General features: G+C 68.3%; 25 protein-coding genes. 14 read left to right on the top strand and 11 right to left on the bottom strand.

The window, feature by feature from the left end; genetic code table 11:
- Positions 1-228: 228 nt before the first annotated feature.
- Complete coding sequence (locus tag MB1_RS23630; protein WP_157084342.1) at positions 229-552, bottom strand: hypothetical protein; 324 nt, start codon at positions 550-552, stop codon at positions 229-231.
- Positions 553-802: 250 nt separating this feature from the next.
- Between MB1_RS23630 and MB1_RS23625 the strand changes: the two genes are divergently transcribed.
- The 5 genes from MB1_RS23625 (at position 803) to arcA (ending at position 7,369) form a co-directional block, all read left to right on the top strand.
- Complete coding sequence (locus MB1_RS23625) at positions 803-2,035, top strand: helix-turn-helix domain-containing protein (RefSeq protein WP_084352570.1); 1,233 nt, start codon at positions 803-805, stop codon at positions 2,033-2,035.
- The gene (locus MB1_RS23620) at positions 2,032-2,913 is read left to right on the top strand and encodes a phosphotransferase (protein ID WP_066913338.1); all 882 of its coding nucleotides are present in this window, start codon (positions 2,032-2,034) and stop codon (positions 2,911-2,913) included. The genes MB1_RS23625 and MB1_RS23620 overlap by 4 nt, the downstream gene beginning before the upstream one ends.
- A 1,083-nt stretch (positions 2,914-3,996) precedes the next feature.
- Entirely contained in the window at positions 3,997-4,662 is a 666-nt protein-coding gene (locus MB1_RS23615; protein ID WP_169801726.1) for a TetR family transcriptional regulator, read from the top strand.
- Between the two features lie 514 nt (positions 4,663-5,176).
- Complete coding sequence (locus tag MB1_RS23610; protein WP_281190361.1) at positions 5,177-6,088, top strand: SDR family oxidoreductase; 912 nt, start codon at positions 5,177-5,179, stop codon at positions 6,086-6,088.
- Positions 6,089-6,154: 66 nt separating this feature from the next.
- The gene (arcA, locus tag MB1_RS23605) at positions 6,155-7,369 is read left to right on the top strand and encodes an arginine deiminase (RefSeq protein ID WP_066913335.1); all 1,215 of its coding nucleotides are present in this window, start codon (positions 6,155-6,157) and stop codon (positions 7,367-7,369) included.
- 66 nt (positions 7,370-7,435) lie between these two features.
- On the opposite strand, the gene MB1_RS23600 is transcribed toward arcA, so the two are convergent.
- The 5 genes from MB1_RS23600 to MB1_RS23580 form a co-directional block, all read right to left on the bottom strand.
- Positions 7,436-8,188 carry an ABC transporter ATP-binding protein gene (locus MB1_RS23600; RefSeq protein ID WP_245650339.1) on the bottom strand — a complete coding sequence of 251 codons (753 nt, stop codon included), beginning with the start codon at positions 8,186-8,188 and terminating at the stop codon, positions 7,436-7,438.
- Positions 8,185-9,006 (bottom strand): ABC transporter permease, encoded by an 822-nt coding sequence (locus tag MB1_RS23595; RefSeq protein WP_066913334.1) that lies wholly within the window; start codon positions 9,004-9,006, stop codon positions 8,185-8,187. The genes MB1_RS23600 and MB1_RS23595 overlap by 4 nt, the downstream gene beginning before the upstream one ends.
- The gene (locus tag MB1_RS23590; protein WP_066913332.1) at positions 8,984-10,012 is read right to left on the bottom strand and encodes an ABC transporter substrate-binding protein; all 1,029 of its coding nucleotides are present in this window, start codon (positions 10,010-10,012) and stop codon (positions 8,984-8,986) included. The genes MB1_RS23595 and MB1_RS23590 overlap by 23 nt, the downstream gene beginning before the upstream one ends.
- Positions 10,009-10,767 (bottom strand): TenA family protein, encoded by a 759-nt coding sequence (locus MB1_RS23585; protein WP_066913394.1) that lies wholly within the window; start codon positions 10,765-10,767, stop codon positions 10,009-10,011. Before MB1_RS23585 ends, MB1_RS23590 begins: the two co-directional genes overlap by 4 nt.
- A 167-nt stretch (positions 10,768-10,934) precedes the next feature.
- Complete coding sequence (locus tag MB1_RS23580) at positions 10,935-11,450, bottom strand: GNAT family N-acetyltransferase (protein WP_066913328.1); 516 nt, start codon at positions 11,448-11,450, stop codon at positions 10,935-10,937.
- Between the two features lie 226 nt (positions 11,451-11,676).
- Between MB1_RS23580 and MB1_RS23575 the strand changes: the two genes are divergently transcribed.
- Both MB1_RS23575 and MB1_RS23570 read left to right on the top strand, forming a co-directional pair.
- Complete coding sequence (locus tag MB1_RS23575; RefSeq protein WP_066913326.1) at positions 11,677-12,168, top strand: WKL family lipoprotein; 492 nt, start codon at positions 11,677-11,679, stop codon at positions 12,166-12,168.
- Between the two features lie 206 nt (positions 12,169-12,374).
- Positions 12,375-12,851, top strand: a complete 477-nt coding sequence (locus MB1_RS23570) for a hypothetical protein (protein ID WP_066913324.1) — start codon at positions 12,375-12,377, stop codon at positions 12,849-12,851.
- 33 nt (positions 12,852-12,884) lie between these two features.
- On the opposite strand, the gene MB1_RS23565 is transcribed toward MB1_RS23570, so the two are convergent.
- A complete protein-coding gene (locus MB1_RS23565; protein ID WP_066913322.1) occupies positions 12,885-13,526 on the bottom strand; it encodes a Type 1 glutamine amidotransferase-like domain-containing protein in 642 nt (213 codons plus the stop codon).
- A 7-nt stretch (positions 13,527-13,533) separates the two neighbouring features.
- Positions 13,534-14,025, bottom strand: coding sequence for an HIT family protein (locus MB1_RS23560; protein WP_245650338.1), 492 nt, complete (start codon positions 14,023-14,025; stop codon positions 13,534-13,536).
- A 194-nt stretch (positions 14,026-14,219) separates the two neighbouring features.
- Between MB1_RS23560 and MB1_RS23555 the strand changes: the two genes are divergently transcribed.
- From MB1_RS23555 to MB1_RS23525, 7 genes are all read left to right on the top strand, one after another.
- Complete coding sequence (locus tag MB1_RS23555) at positions 14,220-15,074, top strand: SDR family oxidoreductase (RefSeq protein WP_245650337.1); 855 nt, start codon at positions 14,220-14,222, stop codon at positions 15,072-15,074.
- Between the two features lie 234 nt (positions 15,075-15,308).
- Positions 15,309-15,827 (top strand): NADPH-dependent FMN reductase, encoded by a 519-nt coding sequence (locus MB1_RS23550; protein WP_066913320.1) that lies wholly within the window; start codon positions 15,309-15,311, stop codon positions 15,825-15,827.
- Positions 15,824-16,318 carry a flavin reductase family protein gene (locus MB1_RS23545; RefSeq protein ID WP_066913318.1) on the top strand — a complete coding sequence of 165 codons (495 nt, stop codon included), beginning with the start codon at positions 15,824-15,826 and terminating at the stop codon, positions 16,316-16,318. The genes MB1_RS23550 and MB1_RS23545 overlap by 4 nt, the downstream gene beginning before the upstream one ends.
- Positions 16,319-16,346: 28 nt before the next feature.
- Complete coding sequence (locus MB1_RS23540) at positions 16,347-17,519, top strand: LLM class flavin-dependent oxidoreductase (RefSeq protein ID WP_066913316.1); 1,173 nt, start codon at positions 16,347-16,349, stop codon at positions 17,517-17,519.
- A 295-nt stretch (positions 17,520-17,814) separates the two neighbouring features.
- Entirely contained in the window at positions 17,815-18,099 is a 285-nt protein-coding gene (locus MB1_RS23535) for a hypothetical protein (protein ID WP_157084340.1), read from the top strand.
- Positions 18,100-18,263: 164 nt separating this feature from the next.
- On the top strand, positions 18,264-19,436 hold the full coding sequence (locus MB1_RS23530) for an acyl-CoA dehydrogenase family protein (protein ID WP_245650341.1): 1,173 nt from the start codon (positions 18,264-18,266) through the stop codon (positions 19,434-19,436).
- Positions 19,433-20,455, top strand: coding sequence for a phosphotransferase family protein (locus tag MB1_RS23525; protein WP_066913310.1), 1,023 nt, complete (start codon positions 19,433-19,435; stop codon positions 20,453-20,455). The genes MB1_RS23530 and MB1_RS23525 overlap by 4 nt, the downstream gene beginning before the upstream one ends.
- Before the next feature lie 91 nt (positions 20,456-20,546).
- Here MB1_RS23525 and MB1_RS23520 read toward each other — a convergent pair whose 3' ends face one another.
- The 3 genes from MB1_RS23520 to MB1_RS23510 form a co-directional block, all read right to left on the bottom strand.
- A complete protein-coding gene (locus tag MB1_RS23520) occupies positions 20,547-20,822 on the bottom strand; it encodes a GlsB/YeaQ/YmgE family stress response membrane protein (RefSeq protein ID WP_066913308.1) in 276 nt (91 codons plus the stop codon).
- A gap of 176 nt (positions 20,823-20,998) precedes the next feature.
- A complete protein-coding gene (locus MB1_RS23515; RefSeq protein ID WP_245650336.1) occupies positions 20,999-21,712 on the bottom strand; it encodes an HNH endonuclease family protein in 714 nt (237 codons plus the stop codon).
- Positions 21,713-21,897: 185 nt separating this feature from the next.
- On the bottom strand, positions 21,898-22,261 hold a 364-nt coding region (locus MB1_RS23510; RefSeq protein WP_084352562.1), incomplete at its 5' end, for a PadR family transcriptional regulator.

Genomic DNA, 22,261 nt, shown 5'->3' with positions numbered 1-22,261 from the left:
AGGATCACCCGAACAGGTAGTCGATGTGCCCTCCGCCGGCGTTCGGTTCGTCGTGCGAACCGGATACTCCGGGGTCGCCGTAGCGGCGGCACGGAAACGGTGGTGATGATGGACGAGGCGGCCATGTCGGTGTCGATCGTTCGAACGACACGCCCGGTCGGCGATGCGGCTCCGGATGTCGCGGCCGGTGCGGCGGCGGAGTCGGCGCGTGGCGGCGCCGGTTCGGAACTAGCGCTTGTCGGCGACGGTGAGCACCGCGGCGACCACTTCGGATACCAGCGGCAGCTTGCTCGATCGCTCGGGTCGACGTTCCCACCAGCACCACGCATCGGGCAGGCGCTCGAGCCGCGACGGCAGGATCACCGCGCTGCCGTAGGAGCCGATCGAGACCCCGAAGCGTTCCAGCGGGCTGATGACGTCCGTTGCGCGGCCGCTGTCGGACAGGGCGAAGAACGTATGTCGCTCGGATGGCTTGGTGCGCGCCACGACCGGGCCCGAAACGCCGCGTTCGTCCAGTTCGGCGAGAACCAGCTTGGCCAATGTGCCGGGCATGTGAATCGCCCCGATCGAGTCGATCAGAGGCAGCAGAACGAACCCACTGGACTCCCGAACGTGCGGCAAGCCAAAGTACTTGCGATAGTAAGCCGCTCGGTCGGTTGCGGTGGTAGCTCCGCTTCCCACGGTAGATATGGCCATGCGTACCAGAATCGTCCGGGGGGACCGGGTCGGATAGTGTTGCGGTGTTGCCAGTCGTTGCCGATCTGTTGCAACGCTGGTCGCGGGGGTGAGGGGACCTACCGTCATGAGTGAATGGCAGGCGTTCGGCGACGAACTGAAAAGGCGTCGCGAACAACAAGACCGCTCGTTGCGCAGCCTGGCGCGCGCCATCAACTACGATCCGGGTGCGTTGTCTCGACTGGAGAGTGGTCAACGTCGACCGCCACTGGATCTGGCGCGAACCCTTGACGAAACGCTATCTGCTGGGGGTGAATTGATCCGCCTCGCCACCGGGCGAGGCGCAGTTGCACGGGACGCGGGCAACGCCGCGGCGGACGAATCGCTGGAGTTCGCGCGATGGGCATCGGCCGATCAGGTCGATCAGCTGACGATCGACAGTCTGTCGTACGAGCTGACCCGAATCGCGACGAGTTACGTTCATGCGCCGCTGCAACCGTTGTTTGCCGACCTACAGACCATGCGCGATCAGGTCTGGCGCCTGCTGAAGGATCGACCGCATCCGAAGCAGGCGCGCGAGCTGTTCTTCCTTGGGGGGGTGACTGTGACATTGCTCGCACACGCTACGGATAACATGGGAAATCCCATCGCCGCGATGAAGCAGGCGATGGCCGCCGAAAAGCTGGCCGAACAGGCCGATCATGCCGGTTTGCTCGCTTGGGTGGCCGGTACCCGCGCGCTGATCGCCGAATGGAGCGGTCATCCGGGACGGGCGGTCGAATTCGCCCAACGCGGTGCTCATTACGCACCGAAGGGGCAGCAGCAGGTCCGCCTGGCCTCGCTGGAGGCGCGCAGCGCCGCTCGACTCGGTCGGGCCGCCGATGCGCGCGACGCCGTTCGGCGTGCCGAGATGGCTGCCGAGATCTCCACGGGTACCGATGATTTGGGGGAGTTCGGTGGGATTCTCACCTTTCCCCCGGTCAAGGCGAGGTACTACGCGGGCAGTACATTTCGACTCATCGGCGACTACGACGACGCGGAGCGGTATGCGTCGGACGCGATCGCGACCTACGAGTCGGGTTCGACGGTGGAACGCAGTTACGGGGACGAGGCATTGGCGCGGGTCGACGTGTCGATTTCGCGCATCGCCAAGCAGGATCTCGACGGCGCGATAGTGGCGCTGCGCCCGGTCCTCGACCTGCCACCCTCACAACACATCAGCCAAATCGGCGACGGCCTGCGGCAGGTGGACCGGTCCCTGGTCGACAACCGGTGCGCAAAAGCCCTTCAGGCCAAAGAATTACGCGAGGAGATTGCCTTGTTCGACACGTTGGACGATTCGCAGGGACAGGACGGATGACCGCGGTCATGCTCGACCCCAGCCTCGTCGACGCATGCGCGCGGGTGGGATTGTCGTGCAAGGACGCAACGCTGCTGCGGGCCCACGCGACCGGTGTGTATCTCTTGCCGCGGGAGCGGATCGTGGCGCGGGTCAGCTCGCGCGACCTGTCCGGTCGGCGCGTGCAGATGAGCATTCAACTGACCGGATGGCTTGCCGACCAGGGTATTCCGGTGACGGAACCCGCACTGGACGAGGCGATCGACGTCGGCTCGAGCACGGTGGCGTTTTGGAATTGGTATCCGCAGCAGGCCGATCGGCCGGAGCCGGCCGCCCGCGAACTCGGTGCGATCCTGCGGCAGCTGCACGCGTTGCCGCATCCTCCGTTCGACCTACCGAAGTATCCGCCGTTGCAGAGCCTGTTGGAGGTCCTCGCGGCGCCCAGCGTGCTGAGCGAATCCGAGCGGGAGTGGCTCTCGGATCGGGCGGCGGTGATCGTCGAGCGGTACCACGGGCTGCGCTCGGAGATCGGCGTCGGCTTCGTCCACGGTGACGCCTACCCCGGCAACACCCTGTGGGGTCCGACGCGGGCTCTGCTGGGCGACTGGGACGAGGCGGCCGTCGCGCCGCGCGAGCTCGACCTGGTCAACACCTGCCACGGTGCGCGCTTCGGTTCGACCGAGGAGGAATTGCGCGAGTTCACCGACGCCTACGGCTGGGACGTGCGCGACTGGGAGGGCTTCCCGGTCCTGCTGGATATGCGCGACCTGCACACCCTGAGCGCCTATATCCGTCGTGCGACGCGTGGCGATGGCGCCGCGGAGGCGGAGTTGCGTTTACGGCTGCACTTCCTGCGTGATCCGTCCCTGTCCGGCACCCGGTGGCGCGCCGTGGGCTGATCGCGCCGCGCCGCCGGGCGCGGGCCGTGTCATCTCGTGGGTGCCACGCCGCCTCGCTCGGGTGGCGCCGACCGAGCGGTCGGCTCGTGGCATACGGTCATGATGACGGTTCGGGTATTCCCGGGCGGGGCGAAACAACTATTGGACGCCTGTCCGAGTCTGTCCGGTCGCCAATGTTGGACGTCGGTGACCAAAGGCCCGGTTCGTGCGTAACCGGGCGTCCGGCGCCGACTCCGGGCCGCCGATTCGGGTGTCCCTCCCGCTTCCTGCGTCCGCGGTGGATCCCCGATGGCTTTGTTGTGTTTATTGCCACAGGCCGCCCGGATCCCTCCGGTGGGATCGTCGTCGGGCCCGATGGGTGGGCGCCGAGTCGGTTGGGCTCGGCGTAACGCCGGTGAATCGGCCATGCAGGTAGGACCAACCGGTCGGCAGGACTGTGGCGATGCGAGCGTGCGATCGGCCGGGGTCGGGTCGCCGCGGATGGTTCGGGCGGCTGCTCCCGATGGCCGGGCGACGCGATCGGCGGCGGCGGCCGGTTCGCTCCGTGTCGGCGTATGTGCAGGTCGGATGGCATGGCCGGCCGTGATCCGGACAGTGGTGTAGGCGTGGACGCCTCGCGTTAGGCGGACCGATGTCGGCCCGAGTGGCCTGTTTTGTCCGGTATCGGGGGCGCGCTGTCGGGGGTGGGGTACTGCCGTCCGTCGAGTCTCTGCGTCCCTGCCGGTCCCGCTTCGGGCCCGAACTGGAGCAGAAGATTACGACCGGTCGGGTCGAATATTCAAATACTGGACATCCGTTCAGCTTGCAGGCGTGTCTTTCAAAAAGTCGCCGTCGGCAAAGTGTGACGCGCACGGAATCGGGTCGGGCCTGCACAAACCGGCGATTCACGTCGAAGTATGCCCAGGTAGAAGCTATAGTTGGGGAATCTGCGGCGTAGTCGGGCGTGCGATCAGAAATTCTCGGGAATTCACCTGTGATCTGCTCGGCAAAATCGTGGGGTGGGCGGAAATGTTCGGACGAAGCGTTTCGCGGGTCCGGTGACGAGAATGCCTCCGGCATTCGAATCAGGCGAGAGGATTTGACATGGCGAGGCAATTGCGAGCGGAGGCTACGCGGTCGGCCGCATTGCGGGCGGCGGCGGACCTGTTCCTCGAAGTCGGGCACGCCAGTGCCACGCTCAGTCAGGTTTCCGCGGAGTCCGGTGTCACCAAGGGGGCGCTGTACTTCCACTTCGCCTCGAAGGAGGAGTTGGCGCGCGCCATCGTCGACGAGGGGCGCGAGCGCGTCGCGGCGGCGTGTGCGGCGTTGGTCGACTCCCGTTCCCCGGCCCTCGAATCGGTCATCGGCATCTCCTACGCCGTTCTGGACCTCGCGAACTCCGACACGCTGGTGCGGGTGATGTACCGCCTGCAGCTCGAGGTGCGCGGCTCCCGTGAGGACAGCGTCTTCTCCACCTGGCAGAACCACTTCCAGAATCTCTTCGAGCGGGCGATCGTGCATGGGGACGTCCTCGACAACCTCGATGCGGAGAACGCCGCGCTGCTGGTCTGCGAGGTCCTCAGCGGTGTGCTGGTCGTCTCCGAGGCGACCGACGCTCTCGATCGGGCGCCCGTGCGCATGGAGCGCGTCTGGCGGGCGATCCTGCCGTCGCTGGTCGCCCCGGACAAGCTGCCGTACTTCCGCGAGTTCGCCTCCCGAAGCCTGTCGAGCTTCCTGCGCGAGCGGGATGACGAGTCGGTCGCCCTCTAGGGCGTTCGACGCCGGTCCGAGCTCTCACGGGAGACGGATCCGTACTCGGGTCGGGTGGTTGTCCGCGAGGGGTGGCGCAACCACCCGACCCCGGGTCAAAATGTGATATGAACCACACCAAATCTGAAGTAGAACTCCGCAGGACCATCCGCACCATGCAGGATCGCGCCGACTTGGCTCGGCGCGAGGGGAGAACCGAGGAGGCTGCTCGGATCGAGCAGTCGATCACGCAGCACCGGGAGGACCTCGGCGCCCGCCGCTAGTCCGGATCGTCCGTCTCTGCCCGGTCGCGTCGGCGATCCTTGCTCGGTCGCGTCGACCAAATTCCTGCCCAGTCCTTCGACGAGATTCCTGCCCGGTCGTGTCGACCAAATCCCTGGTCGGTCGCATCGATGTCGTTCTCCGGGGGCGCGAGGGCCGCGTCCCCGGCAGGCGTCCGAGACGGGGCGGCTATCGTCCGAAGGGCAACGGCTCCGGCGATCGGGTGAGGAAGCGAATGGGCGCGAATCGGACAGTGGACGACGCAGGAGCGGCGGCCGTATCGCGGCGCTTCGGCCGCAACCGGGCCCGCCGACAGGACGAGGCCTTCCGGGACAAGACCGTCGTCATCACCGGCGCCGGCAGCGGGATCGGTGCTGCGACGGCCAAGGCGGCGGCCGCCCTCGGTGCCCGCGTGGTGCTGACCGATATCAATGCCGAGTCGCTCGAACAGACCCGCGAGGCGATCGAGGACGCCGGCGGTGCCGTGCCGGTCTGTCGCGCACTCGATCTGACCGACTACGAGGCGGTGCGCTCCTTCGGCGCGATCGTCCACGAGCATGTCGACGGCGTCGACATCGTCATGAACATCGCGGGTATCTCCGTCTGGGGCACCGTCGAGAACCTCACCCACGAGCAATGGCGATCGGTCATCGAGGTCAACCTGATGGGCCCGATCCACATCATCGAAACCTTCCTGCCCCCCATGGTGCGCGCGGGCACGGGCGGCTACCTGGTCAACGTCTCCTCGGCGGCGGGTCTGCTCGCCCTGCCGTGGCATGCCGCCTACAGCGCCAGCAAGTTCGGGCTGCGGGGGATCTCGGACGTCCTGCGGTTCGACCTCGCCCGCCATCGCATCGGGGTGTCGCTCGTCGTGCCCGGCGCGGTGCGCACGCCGCTGGTCGAGACGGTGCAGATCGCCGGCATCGACCGCGACGATCCTCGGGTGCGGCGCATGACCGGACTGTTCGAGCGGCGCGCGGCGACGCCGGAACACGTGGCGGCCTGCATCATCGACGGGGTGGCCCGGCGTCGTTATCTGGTGCATACCTCCCGCGAGGTACGTTTCGGCTATTGGTGGGCACGCAAATTCGCGCCGCCGTACGAGTTCGTCATGCAGAAGGCGAACGACCGATTCTCGAGCATCCTTCCGGCGCGGCCGCGCTAGCTTCGGCGGTCGCTGTTCGTGCTGTTCCGGGTGAGAACTTCGCAGGTGGCGGGGTACGGTGCTGCAATGACCAGCGAATCGGGCCCGTTCGGGGCCAACAGCGAAGTGGGCCGGCTGCGGACGGTCATTTTGCATCGTCCCGGGGACGAGCTTCGCCGACTGACGCCGCGCAACAACGATCAATTGTTGTTCGACGGTCTGCCCTGGGTGGATCGCGCCCAGGAGGAGCACGACCGCTTCGCGGAGGTGCTCGGTGAGCGCGGTGTCGAGGTGCTGCTGTTGGCCGATCTGCTGACCGAGACGCTGCGGCACAGCGGTGCCGCGCGCGTCCAGGGCATCGCCGCGGCGGTCGACCCGCGCCGGCTCGGACATACCCTCGCCGACGAACTGTCGGTCCATCTGCGCAGCCTTCCGGCGGACGAACTGGCCGGAATCCTGATGGCCGGACTGACATTCGACGAATTGTCCTTCGGTGGCAGCAACGACTCGCTGGTCCGGCGGATGCACCACGGCCCGGACTTCGTCATCGAACCGCTGCCGAATCTGCTGTTCACCCGCGACTCGTCGTTCTGGATCGGCGACCGGGTGGCGATCACGTCGTTGGCGCTGCCCGCGCGGGTCCGCGAAACCTCGCTGACCGACCTGATCTACGCCTTCCATCCGCGCTTCCTCGGCGCCCGGCGCGCCTACGAGTCGCATACCGCTCCCGTCGAGGGCGGCGACGTGCTGCTGCTCGCCCCCGGGGTCGTGGCGGTGGGCGTCGGTGAGCGGACCACACCCGCGGGCGCGGAAGCGTTGGCGCGCAGCCTCTTCGACGACGACCTCGCGCATACGGTGCTCGCGGTGCCGATCGCCCAGGAGCGCGCGTCGATGCACCTCGACACGGTGTGCACCATGGTCGACCGCGACGCGGTGGTCATGTACCCCAATATCCAGAACACCCTGTCGGCCTTCACGATCCACCGTGAGGACAAGGGCGTGAGCATCAAGGGGGCCAACGGCTTCATCGAGGCGGCCGCCGACGCGATGGGGATCGACAAGCTGCGGGTGATCGATACCGGTCTCGACGCGGTGACCGCCGAACGCGAGCAGTGGGACGACGGTAACAACACCCTCGCGCTGGCCCCCGGAGTGGTGATCGCCTACGAGCGCAATGTGGAGACCAACGCCCGGCTCGAGGCGTCCGGTATCGAGGTCCTGCGCATCTCCGGATCGGAACTGGGCTCCGGCCGCGGCGGCCCGCGTTGCATGTCCTGCCCGGTCCTGCGCGATCCCCTATAAGGCGCCCTGCGCAGCACGGCTCACCGCCGTGTGCCGCCACCTCGGAGGGTGGGCGACCGGCCGGGCTCAGGGCAGGTGGGGGAGCAGCAGGTTGTCGGGGCTGCCCTGATCCAACGCAGCCGATACCGACAATTCGATCCGCCCGAAATGCGGATCGGCGTGCAGCGTCGAGGTCCGCGGTCGGGGCAGGTCGATCTCGATATCCGCGCGCACCCGTGCCGGGCGGCCACCGAGCACGATCACCCGGTCCGAGAGGTGGATCGCCTCCCGAATGTCGTGGGTGATCATCAGGATCGTCCACCGGTATTCCTGCCACATCCGTTGCAGCCAGTCCTGCATGCGGATCCGGGTGATCGCGTCCAGGGCGCCGAACGGCTCGTCGAGCAGCAACACCGGCCGGCCCTGAACGACGGTGCGCAGCAGCGCCGCCCGCTGCCGCATCCCGCCGGACAGTTGCTCCGGCCAGGCCCGCTCGAAACCGTCGAGGCCGAACGGGGCGAACAACTCCGCTGCCCGCGCCCGCGCCTCGGCCCGCCGAACGCCCTGTACCTCGAGCCCGAGTGCGGTGTTGTCCAGCACCGTTCGCCAGGGCAACAGCAGATCCTTCTGCGGCATATGCGCCGCTCGCGGGCTGCGCACGGCACCCGCGGACGGTTGCACGGTCCCGGCCAGCACATTGAGCAGCGTCGACTTGCCGCACCCGCTGGGCCCGATGATCGACACGAACGACGACTTCGCCAGCCCGAAGGTCACCGCCTCGAGGACCGCGCGATCGCCGAAGCGCACATCGACATGTTCGACGGAGACGAAGTCGCTCACGTGTACGCCTCCGCCCGCGCGATCCGGGTGATCCACGGCGCCACCAGCCGCTGGACCAGGTAGGTCAGCGCGAAGAGCGTCACGCTGACCACCGCACATACCGCCACCGCCGCCAGCACCAGATCGGTCCGGAACGAGTTCTTCTGTTGACTCATGTACACCCCGAGACCCCGTTCCGCGCCGACATATTCGGCGAATACCGCGCCCACCACGGCGTAGGTGATGCCGATGCGCAGCGAGGTGAAGAACCGCGGCATCGCCGCCGGAAGTCGGATCAGCCGGAAGACCTTCCAGCGCCCGCCGCCCATACCGCGCACCATCGCGATCGCGTCCCGATCCGCCGACGAGTAGCCCTCGACCAGGCCGACGGTCATCGGGAAGAAGGTCACCAGCACCACCACCAGGACCTTCGGCAGGGTCCCGAACCCGAACCAGATGATCATCAGCGGCGCGATCGCGGCGATCGGCAGGGTCTGCGAGACCACCATCAACGGCACCAGGGCGCGGCGCAGCCACGTGACGAAATCCATCGCGGTGGCGAGCAGTCCGGCGCAGATCAACGAGATCGAGAACCCGATGATCGTCACCTGCAGGGTCGCGAGGGTGTGCTCGAGCAGGATCTCCCGATTGGCCCACCCCTGCTGGGCGATCCGGCCCGGCGACGGCAGCACCTGCGGCCGCGGCTGCGCCACCGACACGTAGATCTGCCAGACGGCGATCGCCACCGCCGTCACGATGATCGGCGGAAGCAGACGCCCGACCGGACCCGACCGGCGAGTCGGCTGCGCCTCCTTCTCAGGCTGGGTCGAGATACTCATTCGTGAAGTATGTCGACCAGTCCGGGCGCTCGGTCAACGGGTTGCCGGCGTTGTCGCTCAGAGTGCCGGAGTCGTAGAGGAAGTTGCCGTAATCGGCCCACTGCTCGGCGGTCATCGGCCCGACCCGACCGGACGCGTCCCGCATATAGGACTCCGCGAGCATCTGCTGGCTGTCGATCACCAATTGCTCGTCGGTGAAGGTGCCCGGGTTCTGCTCGATCAGGATGCGGGCGGCCTCCTCCGGATGATCGGCGGCGAAGGCATAGCCGCGGGCGAGCACCCCGACGAAGGCGCGTGCCCGCTCCGGATTCGCGGCGAGCCACTCCTGATTGGCGTCGATGACCACGTTGTAGGTGTCGGGGACGCCGTAGTCGGTGAAGTCGAAGTAGCGCATCGGCATTCCGCTGCGCTCGGCCTCGATGCCCTCCCAGGCGACGAAGGAGGTGGTGAAGTCCGCGGCGCCCGAGTACACCGCCTCGTAGGCGGAGGTGCCCAGGGTGACCGACCGGAAGTCGCCGGTGCCGCCGTCGTCGCGGATCACCCGCTCGAGGGAGGCGATCTCGCCGACATCGCCGAAGCCGGCGTACGTGCGCCCGTCGAGGTCGCGGGGACGCGCGATATCGGATTCCTCGCGCACCGCTATCGCCGAAGCCCAATGCTGCAGCGGGGCGAAGACCGACACCACCTGCGCGCCGGAGGACCGGGCGAAGGTGGTCGAACTCTGGAAGCTGACCCCGAAGTCCGCTGCGCCGGAATCGATCAGGGTATCCGGGGCGGTATCGGAGTACGGCAGTATCGATACGTCGATGCCGGCGTCGGCGAACCAGCCGTTCGCCAGCGCGACGTAGAGCCCGGTGTGATTGGTATTCGGCGTCCAGTCCAGCGCGAAACGGATCGGCTGGTCGCTCTGCGCCTGCGAGTCGGAAGACCCGGAGGAGGAGCACGCCGAGGCGGCCAGGACCAGCACCAGGGCGACGGCGATCCGCCGCACGGTCCGGCCGATCACGACGTCACCGCCGCGTCGACGCCGTGCCCCGACGTCCACGGCTGCGGGTACAGCGCGGTATCCCAGAAGGCGAGTTCGTAGCGCGAGGCGGTGACAAATGCGGTGGTCATCGCGGCACGCTCGGCGGCGCCGGCCTCGGCCGCGGCCCGGTCGACCAATCGGCGCGCGGCGGCCGCCTGCTCACCGAAGGCCGGATCTCCGTAGGTCGCGACCCACTTGGCGTACGGGTGATCCGGATCGGCCGCGAGCACGTCGTGCGCCCGCCGCGCGAGCGAGGTGCCCACGTCGGCGTAGATCCAGAAGCAGGGCAGCACGGCGGCGGCGCCCACGGCGTACGGCTCGGTGGCGACGGTCGCGATCAGGTAGCTCACGTATCCCAAGCAGGTCGGTGTCGGCTCCGGCAGGTCGGCGATGTCGAACGAATCACCCTGCCCGGATGCATCTTTCGACAGCAGCTCGGCGTGCAACTGAGATTCGACCGTGATCGCTTGGGCGGCAGCGGATGCCCAGAAAACCGCCGCGTCGGGGTCGCTCGCCCGCACCGCCAGCAGCGCGAGGGCGCGCGCATAGCCGCGCAGATAGATCGCGTCCTGGGCGATATAGCGATCGAAGGCCTCGATCGGCAGCGTCCCGTCGCCGAGGCGGTGGAGGAATTCGAGGGAATCGATGCGATCACGCAGGGGCGCAATCGAATCCCAGAGGGCGGTGGTGATGGATGGGTCGCGTGTTTCGACCGCGTCCGATGGGGAGGCCATCGTGACAATCCCTTCGTCAGCATTACCTGCATCAGGTTCTCGGGTGTGTTCTCAGCTCGGCGTCTGCACCGGGCACCCCGTGTCCGCTTCGACCATACACGCACGAATGCGGCGTGTGGAGCGGGTGAACGACAGGCGTCGCGGTGAGACGCGCGCCCGCGTGTGGATCAGTCGAGCAGGTCGGACGCCAACAACTCCATCAGCAGCCCGTCGTGCCACCCGCCGTCGGCGCCGCGTTCGTATTGACGCATCACACCGACCGGCCGGAAGCCCACCGACTCGTAGCAGGCGATCGCCGCGCGATTGTCGGCCGCAGGATCGATGATCAGCCGATGGTGGCCCTCGGTCTCGATCAGGTAGCGCACCATCGTGTCCACCGCGTCGGAGCCGAGGCCGCGACCGTGCACCTGCGGATCGAGGAAGATGTCGATCCCGGCGTGGCGATACTGATCGTCGTCCTCCTGCCACCACTGGATGGCGCCGACCGTGCGACCGTCGTACTCGACGACGAATATCTTGCGGGCGTCGTCCTCGACATCGGCGCGCGTCTCCTCGACGAGGGTGTCGCGATCACCACCCCACCAGCGATGGACACGTGGCATGGCCCGGATGGCCGCCAGTTCGTCCACATCGGCGGCGGTCGCGGTCCGCAGTCGGACCCGGTCCCCGTCGAGCACGGTCATGGAGCGAGCATAGGGCTCGGTCGCGCAGCTCGCGCGGGAATTCCGACGTATCGCGCAGGCCGAAGGCAGGTCGTCGGCGGCGACCGTCGAGCGAGGTCTTCGGACGGCCGGTGGACGCCGCGCACCGGCCGGGCCCGGCCGGATGTAGCGCTCCTCGCCCGATCGGTGACTGTTAGCATCCCCTTGGTCGGAGCACCGATCCCGGGCTCCGCCCCGAGGAAAGGACATGCCGATGTCGCGGATGCGCACATCGATCGCCATTGCGGCGCTGGGCGCGGTAGCGCTGGCGGGGTGCAGTTCGAGCGGCGGGTCCGATACCGAGACCGGCGATCACGCCGAGCACAGCACCACGCAGACCGCGGACGCGACCACCGAAGCCGCCGCCGGCGCGCCCGACGAGGCGACGCTGCTCGCCGTCGTCGAGGGGATCGGCGACCCGAATCTGCCGACCGCGCAGAAGGTCGACCTGGTCCAGGACGGCACCGACCGCGAAGCGGTGATCGAGGCGTTCAACGCCGTGCTGGCCAACTACCCGCTGACCTTCGGCGTCTCGGATGTGGTCGAGGTCGACCCGACCACGGCCACCGCGCAGGTCGACGTCGCGGGGCCGCACGGCGGTGCGCCCATCCCGTTCACCTTCGTCGAGCAGGACGGCAGCTGGAAGCTGGCCGATCCGAGCTTCTGCGCTCTGGCCGCCATGGGACAGGTCGCCTGCTGACCGACCGGCCGCGATCGTTCGCCGATCGGACGTCTGTCGTTCGGGGAGAGGATTGCCGGCCGCCGCAGCCGGATGCTTAGACTTCGTCCCGGCGGTGAGGTCTGGTGCCCGCCTCCGCGGCCGGTGGCGACTCCCCGGCCGATATGTCGGTCGAGGGAAGGTTCGGAATGCGGGTTGGGCGGCCATCGGCCGGACGGATCACACGAATGGTGGCGGGTGGCGCGCTGGTCGCCGCGTTGACCGTGACGGGCGCGCCGATGGCGTCGGCCCAACCGGGCAGTGCCGACACCGGGTCGGCCGGCTCGTCCAACGGTTCGTCCAGCGGCTCCTTCGGCAGCCTCTTCGGCCGCATCGCCCAGTTCTTCGGATCCTCCGGCGGCGACGAATCGGAGCCGACCGGTACCAAGTGGACCGGTACCTGGGCGTTTGCCGGTGGACTCTTCCCGGCGACGCTGACCACGACCGGCGAGGCTCCGCTGGTGGGCACGCTCAGCTCGCCCGAGGCTCCCTGCACCGCCAATTGGCGCGAGATCGGCGTCGACGGGGCTCAGCGGATCGTCGAGGTCACCGGCTCGACCGGTGTCTGCGTCGACACGATCCTGCGGGTCAACAAGTACGACCTGTCGATCGACGCCCACGATCCGAACGATCCGGCGATCTCGGTGGTCCTGCGTCGCTTCTGACCCGACCGATCGGCGCCCCGACCCGGGCGCCGATCAGCCGATGACGACCGGCGCCGTTCCGATGGGCCCGTCGACGACGGCGACCTGGTCGTCGGTCAGGGTCAGATAGGGCGTACCCCGCTCGCGCAGATCGCCGATCATCCGGTCGCTCTCCGCCCCGCCGAGGAACTCGGATCGGTAGTGCGGGACGAGTACTCGATCGATCCAGTTCAATCCGACTGTCGGAACCGCCGTTCCGGGGCCGGCGACCTCGGCGAGCTCCTCGATCGGGTCCGCATACTCCAGGCCGCGCAGGTCGGGACCGGTGACACAGGCACCCGCGCTGTAGCCGGCGTAGACGATTGCGTCGGCCCGCACCAGGTCGGTCAACGCGGTGTCCACGCCGCCGGCGGCCAATTGATGGCGCAGCACGAAGGTATTGCCGCCCCGCACCCATACCGCGGGGAATCGGGCGATCCGCGCGGCCGGGTCGGGTGCGCGCAGGTCGATCTCGACGGGGTCGAATCCCAAGCCCCGCAGGGCGATCAGATCGCTGGTCACCGCCGACGCGCGCGCGGGCGGCGACCAGGCATCACAAGCCGCGGCGAGCACCGCGATGCGGCCCGGCCGGCCCACCAGATCGAGCAGCACGTCCGGATCTGCCCCGAAGCGGTACGAGGCCAGGAACAGTCGCATGCCCGGCTCAGTCGGGGAGGCGCGGATCGGTCGACGGGGAGGCATCGGCGATTGCCGCGCGCACCTGCGCGCCGATCGTCGTGGCGTCTCCGGGCCGTCGCGTGAGGAAGCCGGCGGCGAAGCGCAACCGGTCGCCCTTCCACCGCGGGACGACGTGGACGTGGGAGTGGAAGACCGTCTGGAAGGCGGCCCGCCCGTCGTTGACGGCGAGGTTCACCCCGTCCGCGCCGACCGGAAATCGCCGCATTGCCACCGCGATCCGATGTGCAGCGGCGAACATATGTGCAGTGGTCGCGGGATCGGCGTCGGTCAGATCCCGGCAATGTTTTCGGGGAATCACCAGCGTGTGACCACGACTGATCGGTCGAATATCGAGAAAGGCGACCACATGGTCGTCCTCGTGGACCCGTTCGGCCGGGCCGACACCCTCGACGATCCGACAAAATGCACAGTCCACTCCGCCGAGTGCTTCGGAGGGCCCGTCGATATCGGCATCCACGCGGCTACTGTAGGCGGGCGGTCGGCCGGATCAGTAGTCGTCGGGGTAGACGTCCACAAGACGACGCTGGGGGCGACGCCGAGGACGATATGTCCTCGGCGTCGCTCTGTGACGCGTGTTGTGGCGTGGACGGAAGGCGACCGACCGGAGCGAAGCGCCCGACCCGGACGGCCGCGCCCTCTAGCATCGGCACCGTGACGGATACGACGGACGCACAGGTGGATTCGACGGGCCCGCTCGGTGGGGTGGCGGTGGTGACCGGCGCCGGCGCCGGGATCGGTGCGGCGATCGCCGCCGCGCTGGTCGAGCACGGCACCCGGGTGGTCGTCTCCGATATCGACGCCGATGCGGTCGCGCGGATCGCCGCCGACCTCGGTCCGAACGCGGTCGCCGTCCCCGGCGACGCCGCCGACCTCGCGGTGATCGAGCGGATGGTCGACACCGCCCGCGAGCGGTTCGGCCCGGTCGACCTCTACGTCGCCAACGCCGGGGTCGCCGGGGGAGTGGGCCTGGAATCGACCGACGCGCAGTGGCGCTCGGCGCTCGAGGTCAATGTGATGGCGCAGGTGCGCGCGGCGCGGCTGCTGGTCCCGGAATGGCTCGAGCGGGGCGCCGGCTACTTCCTGGCCACCGCGTCGGCGGCGGGCCTGCTCACCCAGATCGGTTCGCCGACCTACTCCGCGTCGAAGCACGCCTCGGTGGCGTTCGCCGAATGGCTGTCGGTGACCTACGGCGACCGCGGGATCGGTGTCTCGTGCCTGTGCCCGATGGGCGTCAACACCGCGCTGCTGCACTCCGGATTCTCCGAGGGCAGCCCGGACGGAGCGATCGCCGCGGCCGCCGTGACCACCGCCGGGGCGGTGCTCGAACCGAAGGACGTCGCCCGGGAGGTGATCGCGGGCATCGAGCGGGGCAGCTTCCTGATCCTGCCGCACCCCGAGGTCCTCGAGATGTATCGCGGCAAGGGCGCCGACTACGAGCGGTGGCTGTCCGGGATGCGGCGCTACCGACGGGTCCTGGAACAGGGCGCGGCCGCCGGCGGCGAATAGATACCCGCCGAAGCGGCGCACGCGACGCCGCCGGCGCGGCGTGATTCGCCCCACGGCGGCCGTCGTGGCTCCGGACGGCGGCGCAACACAATCGGCCGCGGCGCTGACCTGGTCGGATACCCGGCCGGGCGCGGCGCAAACATCTGGTGACGGTGGCGCAATCACCGAAACACTCCGAGGCCTTTCCATGGTGTCAGCTCGTCGTCACCCGGAGAGTCGTCACCAGGAGCGCAGATGCACGTGACTGTAGTCGCCGGAAATCCCAAGGCCGGCTCCCGAACGCTGGAGGCTGCCGGCCTCGTCGCCGAACGGCTCACCGGAGCCGCCCCGGATCACGTGGTCGACGTGGTGACCCTCGGACCGGGTCTGCTCGGCTGGGGCGACCCGGCGGTGGCCGAGGCGGTGGCAACCGTGGCCGGTTCCGATCTGGTCGTGATCGCGTCGCCGACGTTCAAGGCCACCTATACGGGGGTGCTCAAACTTTTCCTCGACCAATTCGCCACGGCGACTGGTCTGGCGGGGGTGGTCGCCGTGCCGCTGATGCTCGGCGCCGCCCCGACCCATGCGCTCGCTCCGGAGCTGCTGCTCAAGCCAGTGCTGGTCGAGCTGGGCGCGATCGTCCCCGCGCAGGGTCTCTACCTCAACGACAGGCAATACGCCGACACCGACGTCGCGCAGACCTGGTTTGCGCAGTGGGGCGATGTACTCCTCGCCGCCGCGTCCGCCACGACCCGGAAGGGCAGTCTCGCATGATCACCCCCACCTCGGACGACCCGAGCGCATTGCGCCGAGCGTTCTCCGGGTTCCCCTGCGGTGTAGCAGCTTTGAGTGCCGTCATCGATCAGGAGCCGCACATCCTGGTGGCCTCGTCGTTCACCGTCGGCGTGTCGCAGGTTCCGCCGCTGGTGATGTTCGCGGTCCAACGCAGCTCGACCACCTGGCCGGCGCTGTCGGCGGCACCCACACTCGGGGTATCCGTGCTGGGCACCTCCCATGTGGACGTCACCCGCCAGTTGGCGGCCAAGGACAAGGCCGCCCGACTGGCCGGTGTCGCGAGCACCACGGTCGACAGCGGAGCACTCTTCCTCGAAGGAGCGCCGATCTGGCTGGAATGCTCCATCTGGGCCACCCATCCGGCGGGCGACCACGACATCGTCGTCATGCGAGTCCTCGGCCTGCGCGCCGATTTCGACCACCACCCCCTTGTCTGGCATCGATCGCAGTTCGCGACGCTCGCGAGCTGATCGAACCGGCCAACACGAAAGGGCGCTCATGATATCTCCACAATCGTTCGGTCTCGGGTGGTTCGTCGACGGGTACTCGCCGGTGCATTGGGATTCCATCACCGACAGCCACGCCGCGAACTGGGCCGATCCGACCTTCTACGTCGACTTCGCCAAGAGCCTCGAGCGCGCCTGCTTCGACTTCATCCTGCTCGAAGACTCGAGTTACATCCCCGACAAGCACACCGGAACGATCGATCCCTATGTGCGCAATGCGGTCGGCGTCCCGAAGGGCGATCCGATCCCATTGGCCGCCCGAATGCTCAGCGCCACCGACCATATCGTCATCTTCCCGACGCTCGGCACCAACGAATGGGAACCCGAACCGCTCGCCCGCGTCACGGCGGCGCTCGCCGAACAGTCGGGTGGGCGCTCCGGCTGGAACGCGGTCACCGGCTTCGATCAGCGGGCGATGGACAATTACGGCAAGGAATTGCCCTCGCACGCCGACCGGTACCGCAACGCCCACACGTACGTGCAGACCGTCGGTGAGGTCTGGGACCGTAGGGCGACCATCCGTCCGCTCACCGCCCAGGCCGGTGCGTCGGAAGCCGGCCGCAACTTCGCCGCGCAACATGCAGACGTTATCGTCGCGTACTCGCCGACCGTCGCCGGGATGACCGAGTACCGCGACGATGTGCGACGCCGGATGGTCGGGCACGGCCGCGATCCCGACGACTGCCGCGTTTACTTCATCGTGTGGCCCATCGTCGCGTCGACCGACGAGGAAGCCCACGCGATCAAGGATCGGGTTGCCGAGCATCTGATGCAGTACCCGGATTACGTGCTGCCGATGCTCTCGCGCCAGGCCGGTATCGACCTGTCGACGTACGACCCGGGCACGCTGCTCAAGGACGTCGCGGTCAACGCCAACGCAACAAAAGGCCTGATGGAGAGCATGGTCCGGGCGTACGGCGATATGACCCTGCTCGAGGTCGCCGTCCACGAGGGCCTGCCCGTGGTCGCCGGAACACCCGCGACGGTCGCCGATCAACTGATCGACATGATGGCCGAGGTCGGCGGCGACGGATTCCTCTTCGAGGTCGACGACGACCTGAGCTACGCGAACGTCGCCGCGATCACCGACGGCCTCGTCCCCGAACTCCAACGGCGGGGCGTACTTCGCTCCCATGCCGTCAATCCGCTGACGGTGGAACGATGAAAGGTCCGACGACATTGACGTATCTCGCACTTCACCTGGGACAGCAGCAATTGCGCTCCTTCGGCGGATCGAGCCGCCGCAGCGCCCCCCTCCGGATGTGGGCGACGTCCTACGCCGATAGTGGCATGGCCAGGTCCTGTATCTGACGGTCCCCTATATCGCCGAAACGGACCACGATGCTCTGGCGGCGTGGCGACGGACGCGTGACGCTGCCCGGGCGAATATCGTCGAGTCCGCCGCGATCACCTCGATCAACACCGCCGTCGACTTCTCGGCCTTCGACCCGGACGTTCCGATGTCCACGTACGCCTCGAGTGTGTCGACCAATGGGACGCGCGGGCTCGTCGAGCAGTACTTCCGTAACGCGGGTCAGTCGACACTGCGGGACTTCGTCGTCGGCCAGGCCAAATTCGAGGTGATCGGGTCACCACGCACCGCAGCCGGATTCCTCCGGGAAGTGTACGAGGAGGTCGGGGGAGACGGCTTTCTGTTCACCTCGGACGCCCTCGATCAGCGGGTGGTCGAGTCGGTGTGCGACCTGTTGATGCCGCAGCTCGGTCGAACGTCACCGGCCGGGTGAGTTCGCCGACCTCGCGGCGCTATCGTCGGGTGGTGGAGTAAGGCGCCGTACGGTCGCGGACCGGGCGGCGTTCGGCGCAGTTGTCGCGACGAGGCGGCGGCGGGGCGAAAGGTGACGCGGTGGACTTTGCACCCAGTGACAAGGCGGTCGATTTCGGCAAACGGCTGACAGCCTTTGTCTCCGACGAGGTGATACCGGCGGAACCGGTCTACGCCGAGCAGATGGCGGCATCGGGGGACCCGCACTTCCATCCGCCGATCGTCGAGGATCTCAAGCGTCGGGCGCGCGATCTCGGACTCTGGAATCTCTTCCATCCGAACCCGGAATACGGTGCGGGTCTGACCAACTCGGACTACGCGCCGCTGGCGGAGATCACCGGTCGCAGCGCGCTGCTCGCCCCCGAGGCCACCAACTGCGCCGCGCCGGATACCGGCAATATGGAGGTGCTGACCCTCTTCGGCACCGAGGAGCACAAGCAGCGATGGCTGCGCCCGCTGCTCGACGGTGAGATCCGCTCGGCCTTCGCGATGACGGAGCCGGCCGTCGCCAGCTCGGACGCGACCAATATCGAGATGCGGATGACCCCGGACGGTGACGACTGGATCCTCAACGGCCGCAAGTGGTGGACCTCGAATGCGCTGCATCCGCTCTGTCGCGTGTTGATCGTCATGGGCAAGACCGATCCCGACGCGGCGACCCATCTGCAGCAGTCGATGATGGTGGTACCGATCGACGCTCCCGGCGTCACGATCGTGCGGGGGCTGCCGGTCTTCGGCTACCAGGACCGCGAGGGCCACGCCGAGATCGTCTTCGAGGACGTCCGGGTCCCCGGCTCCGACGTGCTTGCCGGTCCCGGCGCGGGCTTCATGATCGCGCAGGCCCGGCTCGGCCCCGGCCGCATCCACCACTGCATGCGCGCGATCGGCATGGCCGAACGCGCCCTGGAGTTGATGTGCGAGCGGGCGTCCACCCGGATCGCCTTCGGCAAGCCGATCGCCGCCAACGCGAACATCCAGGACTGGATCGCCGAGTCGCGCATCGACATCGAGATGGCCCGGCTGCTGACCCTCAAGGCCGCCTGGATGATGGACACCGTCGGAAATCGGGAGGCGCGCACCGAGATCGCGGCGATCAAGGTCGCCGCGCCGAATGTGGCGTTGAAGGTGGTCGACCGCGCGATCCAGGTCTTCGGCGGCGCCGGCGTCAGCGACGACTATCCGCTCGCGATGATGTACGCCCACCTGCGCACCCTGCGGCTGGCCGACGGACCGGACGAGGTGCACAAGCGGACCATTGCGCGCGCCGAACTGCGCCCGTACCGACAGGAGCGGAAATGACCACCGGACTGGACGATGCCGCCATCGGAAAGTGGTTCGCGGAATCCTCACTCGGCGCGGTCGGACCGATCGACGTCGCGCGCATCGGCAACGGTCAATCGAATCTGACCTATCTGGCCACCGACGCCGAAGGCAAGCGGTGGGTACTGCGCCGCCCCCCGCTCGGCTCGGTGCTGGCGTCCGCCCACGATGTCCTGCGCGAGTACCGGATCCTGTCCGCGTTGCAGAACACCGACGTGCCGGTGCCGCGGATGCTCGCCACGATCGAGGACCCCGAGTTCACCGATGCCCCGATCGTGGTGATGAGCCACGTCGACGGTGTGGTGCTCAGCGATCCGGCCGTCGCCGAGCCGCTCCCGGAATCGGTCCGCCACGAGATCGGTGTCGACATGGCCGATGTGCTGGGGGCGATCCACGCGGTCGACCTCACGGCCGCCGGTCTGGATGGCTTGGCGTCGCATGCGCCGTTCGCGGCCCGGCAGATCCGGCGCTGGTCGGCGCAATGGGAGAAGTCGAAGACCCGCGACTCCGAGGTGATCGAGCGGTTGGCGGTCGCGCTCGCCGAGCACGCGCCCGAGCAGTCCGAGGTCACGCTGGTGCACGGCGACTTCCACCTGAGCAACGTCATCGTCGACCCGGAGGTCGGGCGGGTGCGCTGCGTCGTCGACTGGGAGCTGTGCACGCTCGGCGATCCGATCGCCGATGTCGGCACCCTGCTGACGTATTGGACCGAACCCGGTGAGGACGCGATCGCCCTGTTCGGTGCGTCGGCATTGCCGGGGTTCCCGAGCCGCGCCGAACTGGTGGAGCGGTACGCGCGCACGACGGGCCGCGATGTCTCGGCCGTGCCCTATTGGCATGCGCTGACCACGTGGAAGCTCGCGATCATCGCCGAGGGTGTGCTGCGCCGGATCACCGACGATCCGCGCAACCGGGCAGCCGGAGCCCCGACGAAGCAGTTGGTCGACGGGGTGATCGCCCGCGCGGGCGCTTTGGCGGAGGCCGCCGGAATCCTCTGAGCACACGCGCCGTTCGGATGGCGAAACGCAGCGGGCCACCGGGTGCCTCCCCGCAGGGAAGCACCCGGTGGCCCGAGTCCGTATGTGGCGGTTAGCGTCCGGAGCTGACCCGCGGCCAGATGGCAGCGGCGCCGGCAACCGCGAGGGCTGCGGCGATGATCTGCAGGATGATGCGGATCCAGTCGATACCCCGGGTCTGGTCCACCCCGAAGATGCCCGCGACGAAGGTTCCGACCAGCGCACCGACGATGCCGGCCACGATCGTCAACCAGAACGGGATGTTCTGCTTGCCCGGAACGATGAGCCGGCCGATGATGCCCAAGACGATGCCTGCGATCAGCAGGCTGATGATTGCTCCAATGCTCATGCGGGGAACGATAGTCCCGGACGGCGCACGGCGGGTGAATTATCCTCTTCGGGTTGACAACGGTGTGGTCACCGATCGGGTGCTTTTCGGTCCACGAGGTGACCGATCGGCGACGCTCGTCGCCCGTCGATGACGCCGGCAGAGCGGACCGGTCGGAATCCCGTTCGTGGAGCGACTCAGGGGCAGCTCGCGATCACTCGGGTCAGTGCGTCGGCGTCCTCGGTGGTGATCGGCAGCCGGTAGGACGCCGCGACGATCAGAAATCGGCCGGCGAAGTAGCAGTGCCGGCTCGGATCCGGTGGTAGCCACCGGCCGGGCATCGCGTCCGACTTGTCCTGATTGACGTTGTCGCGCACCGCCACCAGCGTGATGTCGACATCGTTGGCGAACCGCATGCGCTCCGCGAGGGTCCAGTCGCGAGCGCCCATATCCCAGGCGGCCGAGAGTGGATAGATGTGGTCGATCTCGATGCCGCCACCACCGGAACCCCGGACGAAGCGGAAGGTATCGCCGGAGTACGGGTCGTCGAGGGTGCCGGCGACCACGACACAATCGTTGGTGCCGGAACGGAATTCGACATCGCGCAGGGCCGCGGCCAGCACGTTGTTGCGGGTATCGCAGCCGTCCCGACCGCCGGGCGCGCCGGTGGCATCGGTCCATGCGGGCCCGAAGACGCAGCCGCGGCCGGCGCCGCAGTCGCGGTCGTATCCCGGCGCCCGGGGCCGCTCGTCGATGACCTCGACCGTCGCCAGCAAGGCCGTCAGCTGTTCGCGGCCCGGGCTTCCCGGCGCGGGCTCGACGCGGTCGAACCACGGCAGGCAGCCGGCCAATCCCGTGCACAGCAAGAAGATCCAGCCGAGACGGCGCGCGGTTTTCCCCGGGGCGGACACCTCGGCAGTGTCGCTCGGATGGCCCGATCGGCGGGTTCGGTTATCCCCGGGCTCCGGGGTGCCGCGGGGTTATCCCCGGGTATGCACGCCACGGAACGGACGAATCCGGGGGTGTCGCGACAATAATTGTCGCGACACCCCCGGAGAGTGGGTCCTGCTGTCGACGCCCTATCGGCGTCGGGCCACTACTCGGCGAGCAGCCGGTAGATGGCCTTGCGGGTCTCGGTGATCGCAGTGGTCGCCTCGGCGATCTGCTCGGGCGTGCCCGCCTGCGCGATCTGCGCGGCGGCGGCGTGCAGCTGGGCGAGTTGCTCCCACAGCTGATCGGCCGGTGCGGGCTCGTCCTCGGCGACAGCCGATTCCCAGACGCGATCGAGTTCCTCGCGGTGCTCGGCGACCCAGGTGGTGCCGGCGTCGGTCAGTTCGACCACCCGGCGTCCGTCCTGCTTGGTCGTCTGCACCAGGCCCTCGTCCTCGAGCTGGGAGATCGTCGGGTACACCGATCCGGGGCTGGGGGTCCAGCGTCCCTCGGTGCGGGTCGCGATCTCG

It is taken from the genome of Millisia brevis NBRC 105863, from assembly GCF_001552615.1.
Taxonomy (GTDB): domain Bacteria; phylum Actinomycetota; class Actinomycetes; order Mycobacteriales; family Mycobacteriaceae; genus Millisia; species Millisia brevis.
This window is presented reverse-complemented; position numbering and strand designations above follow the sequence as displayed.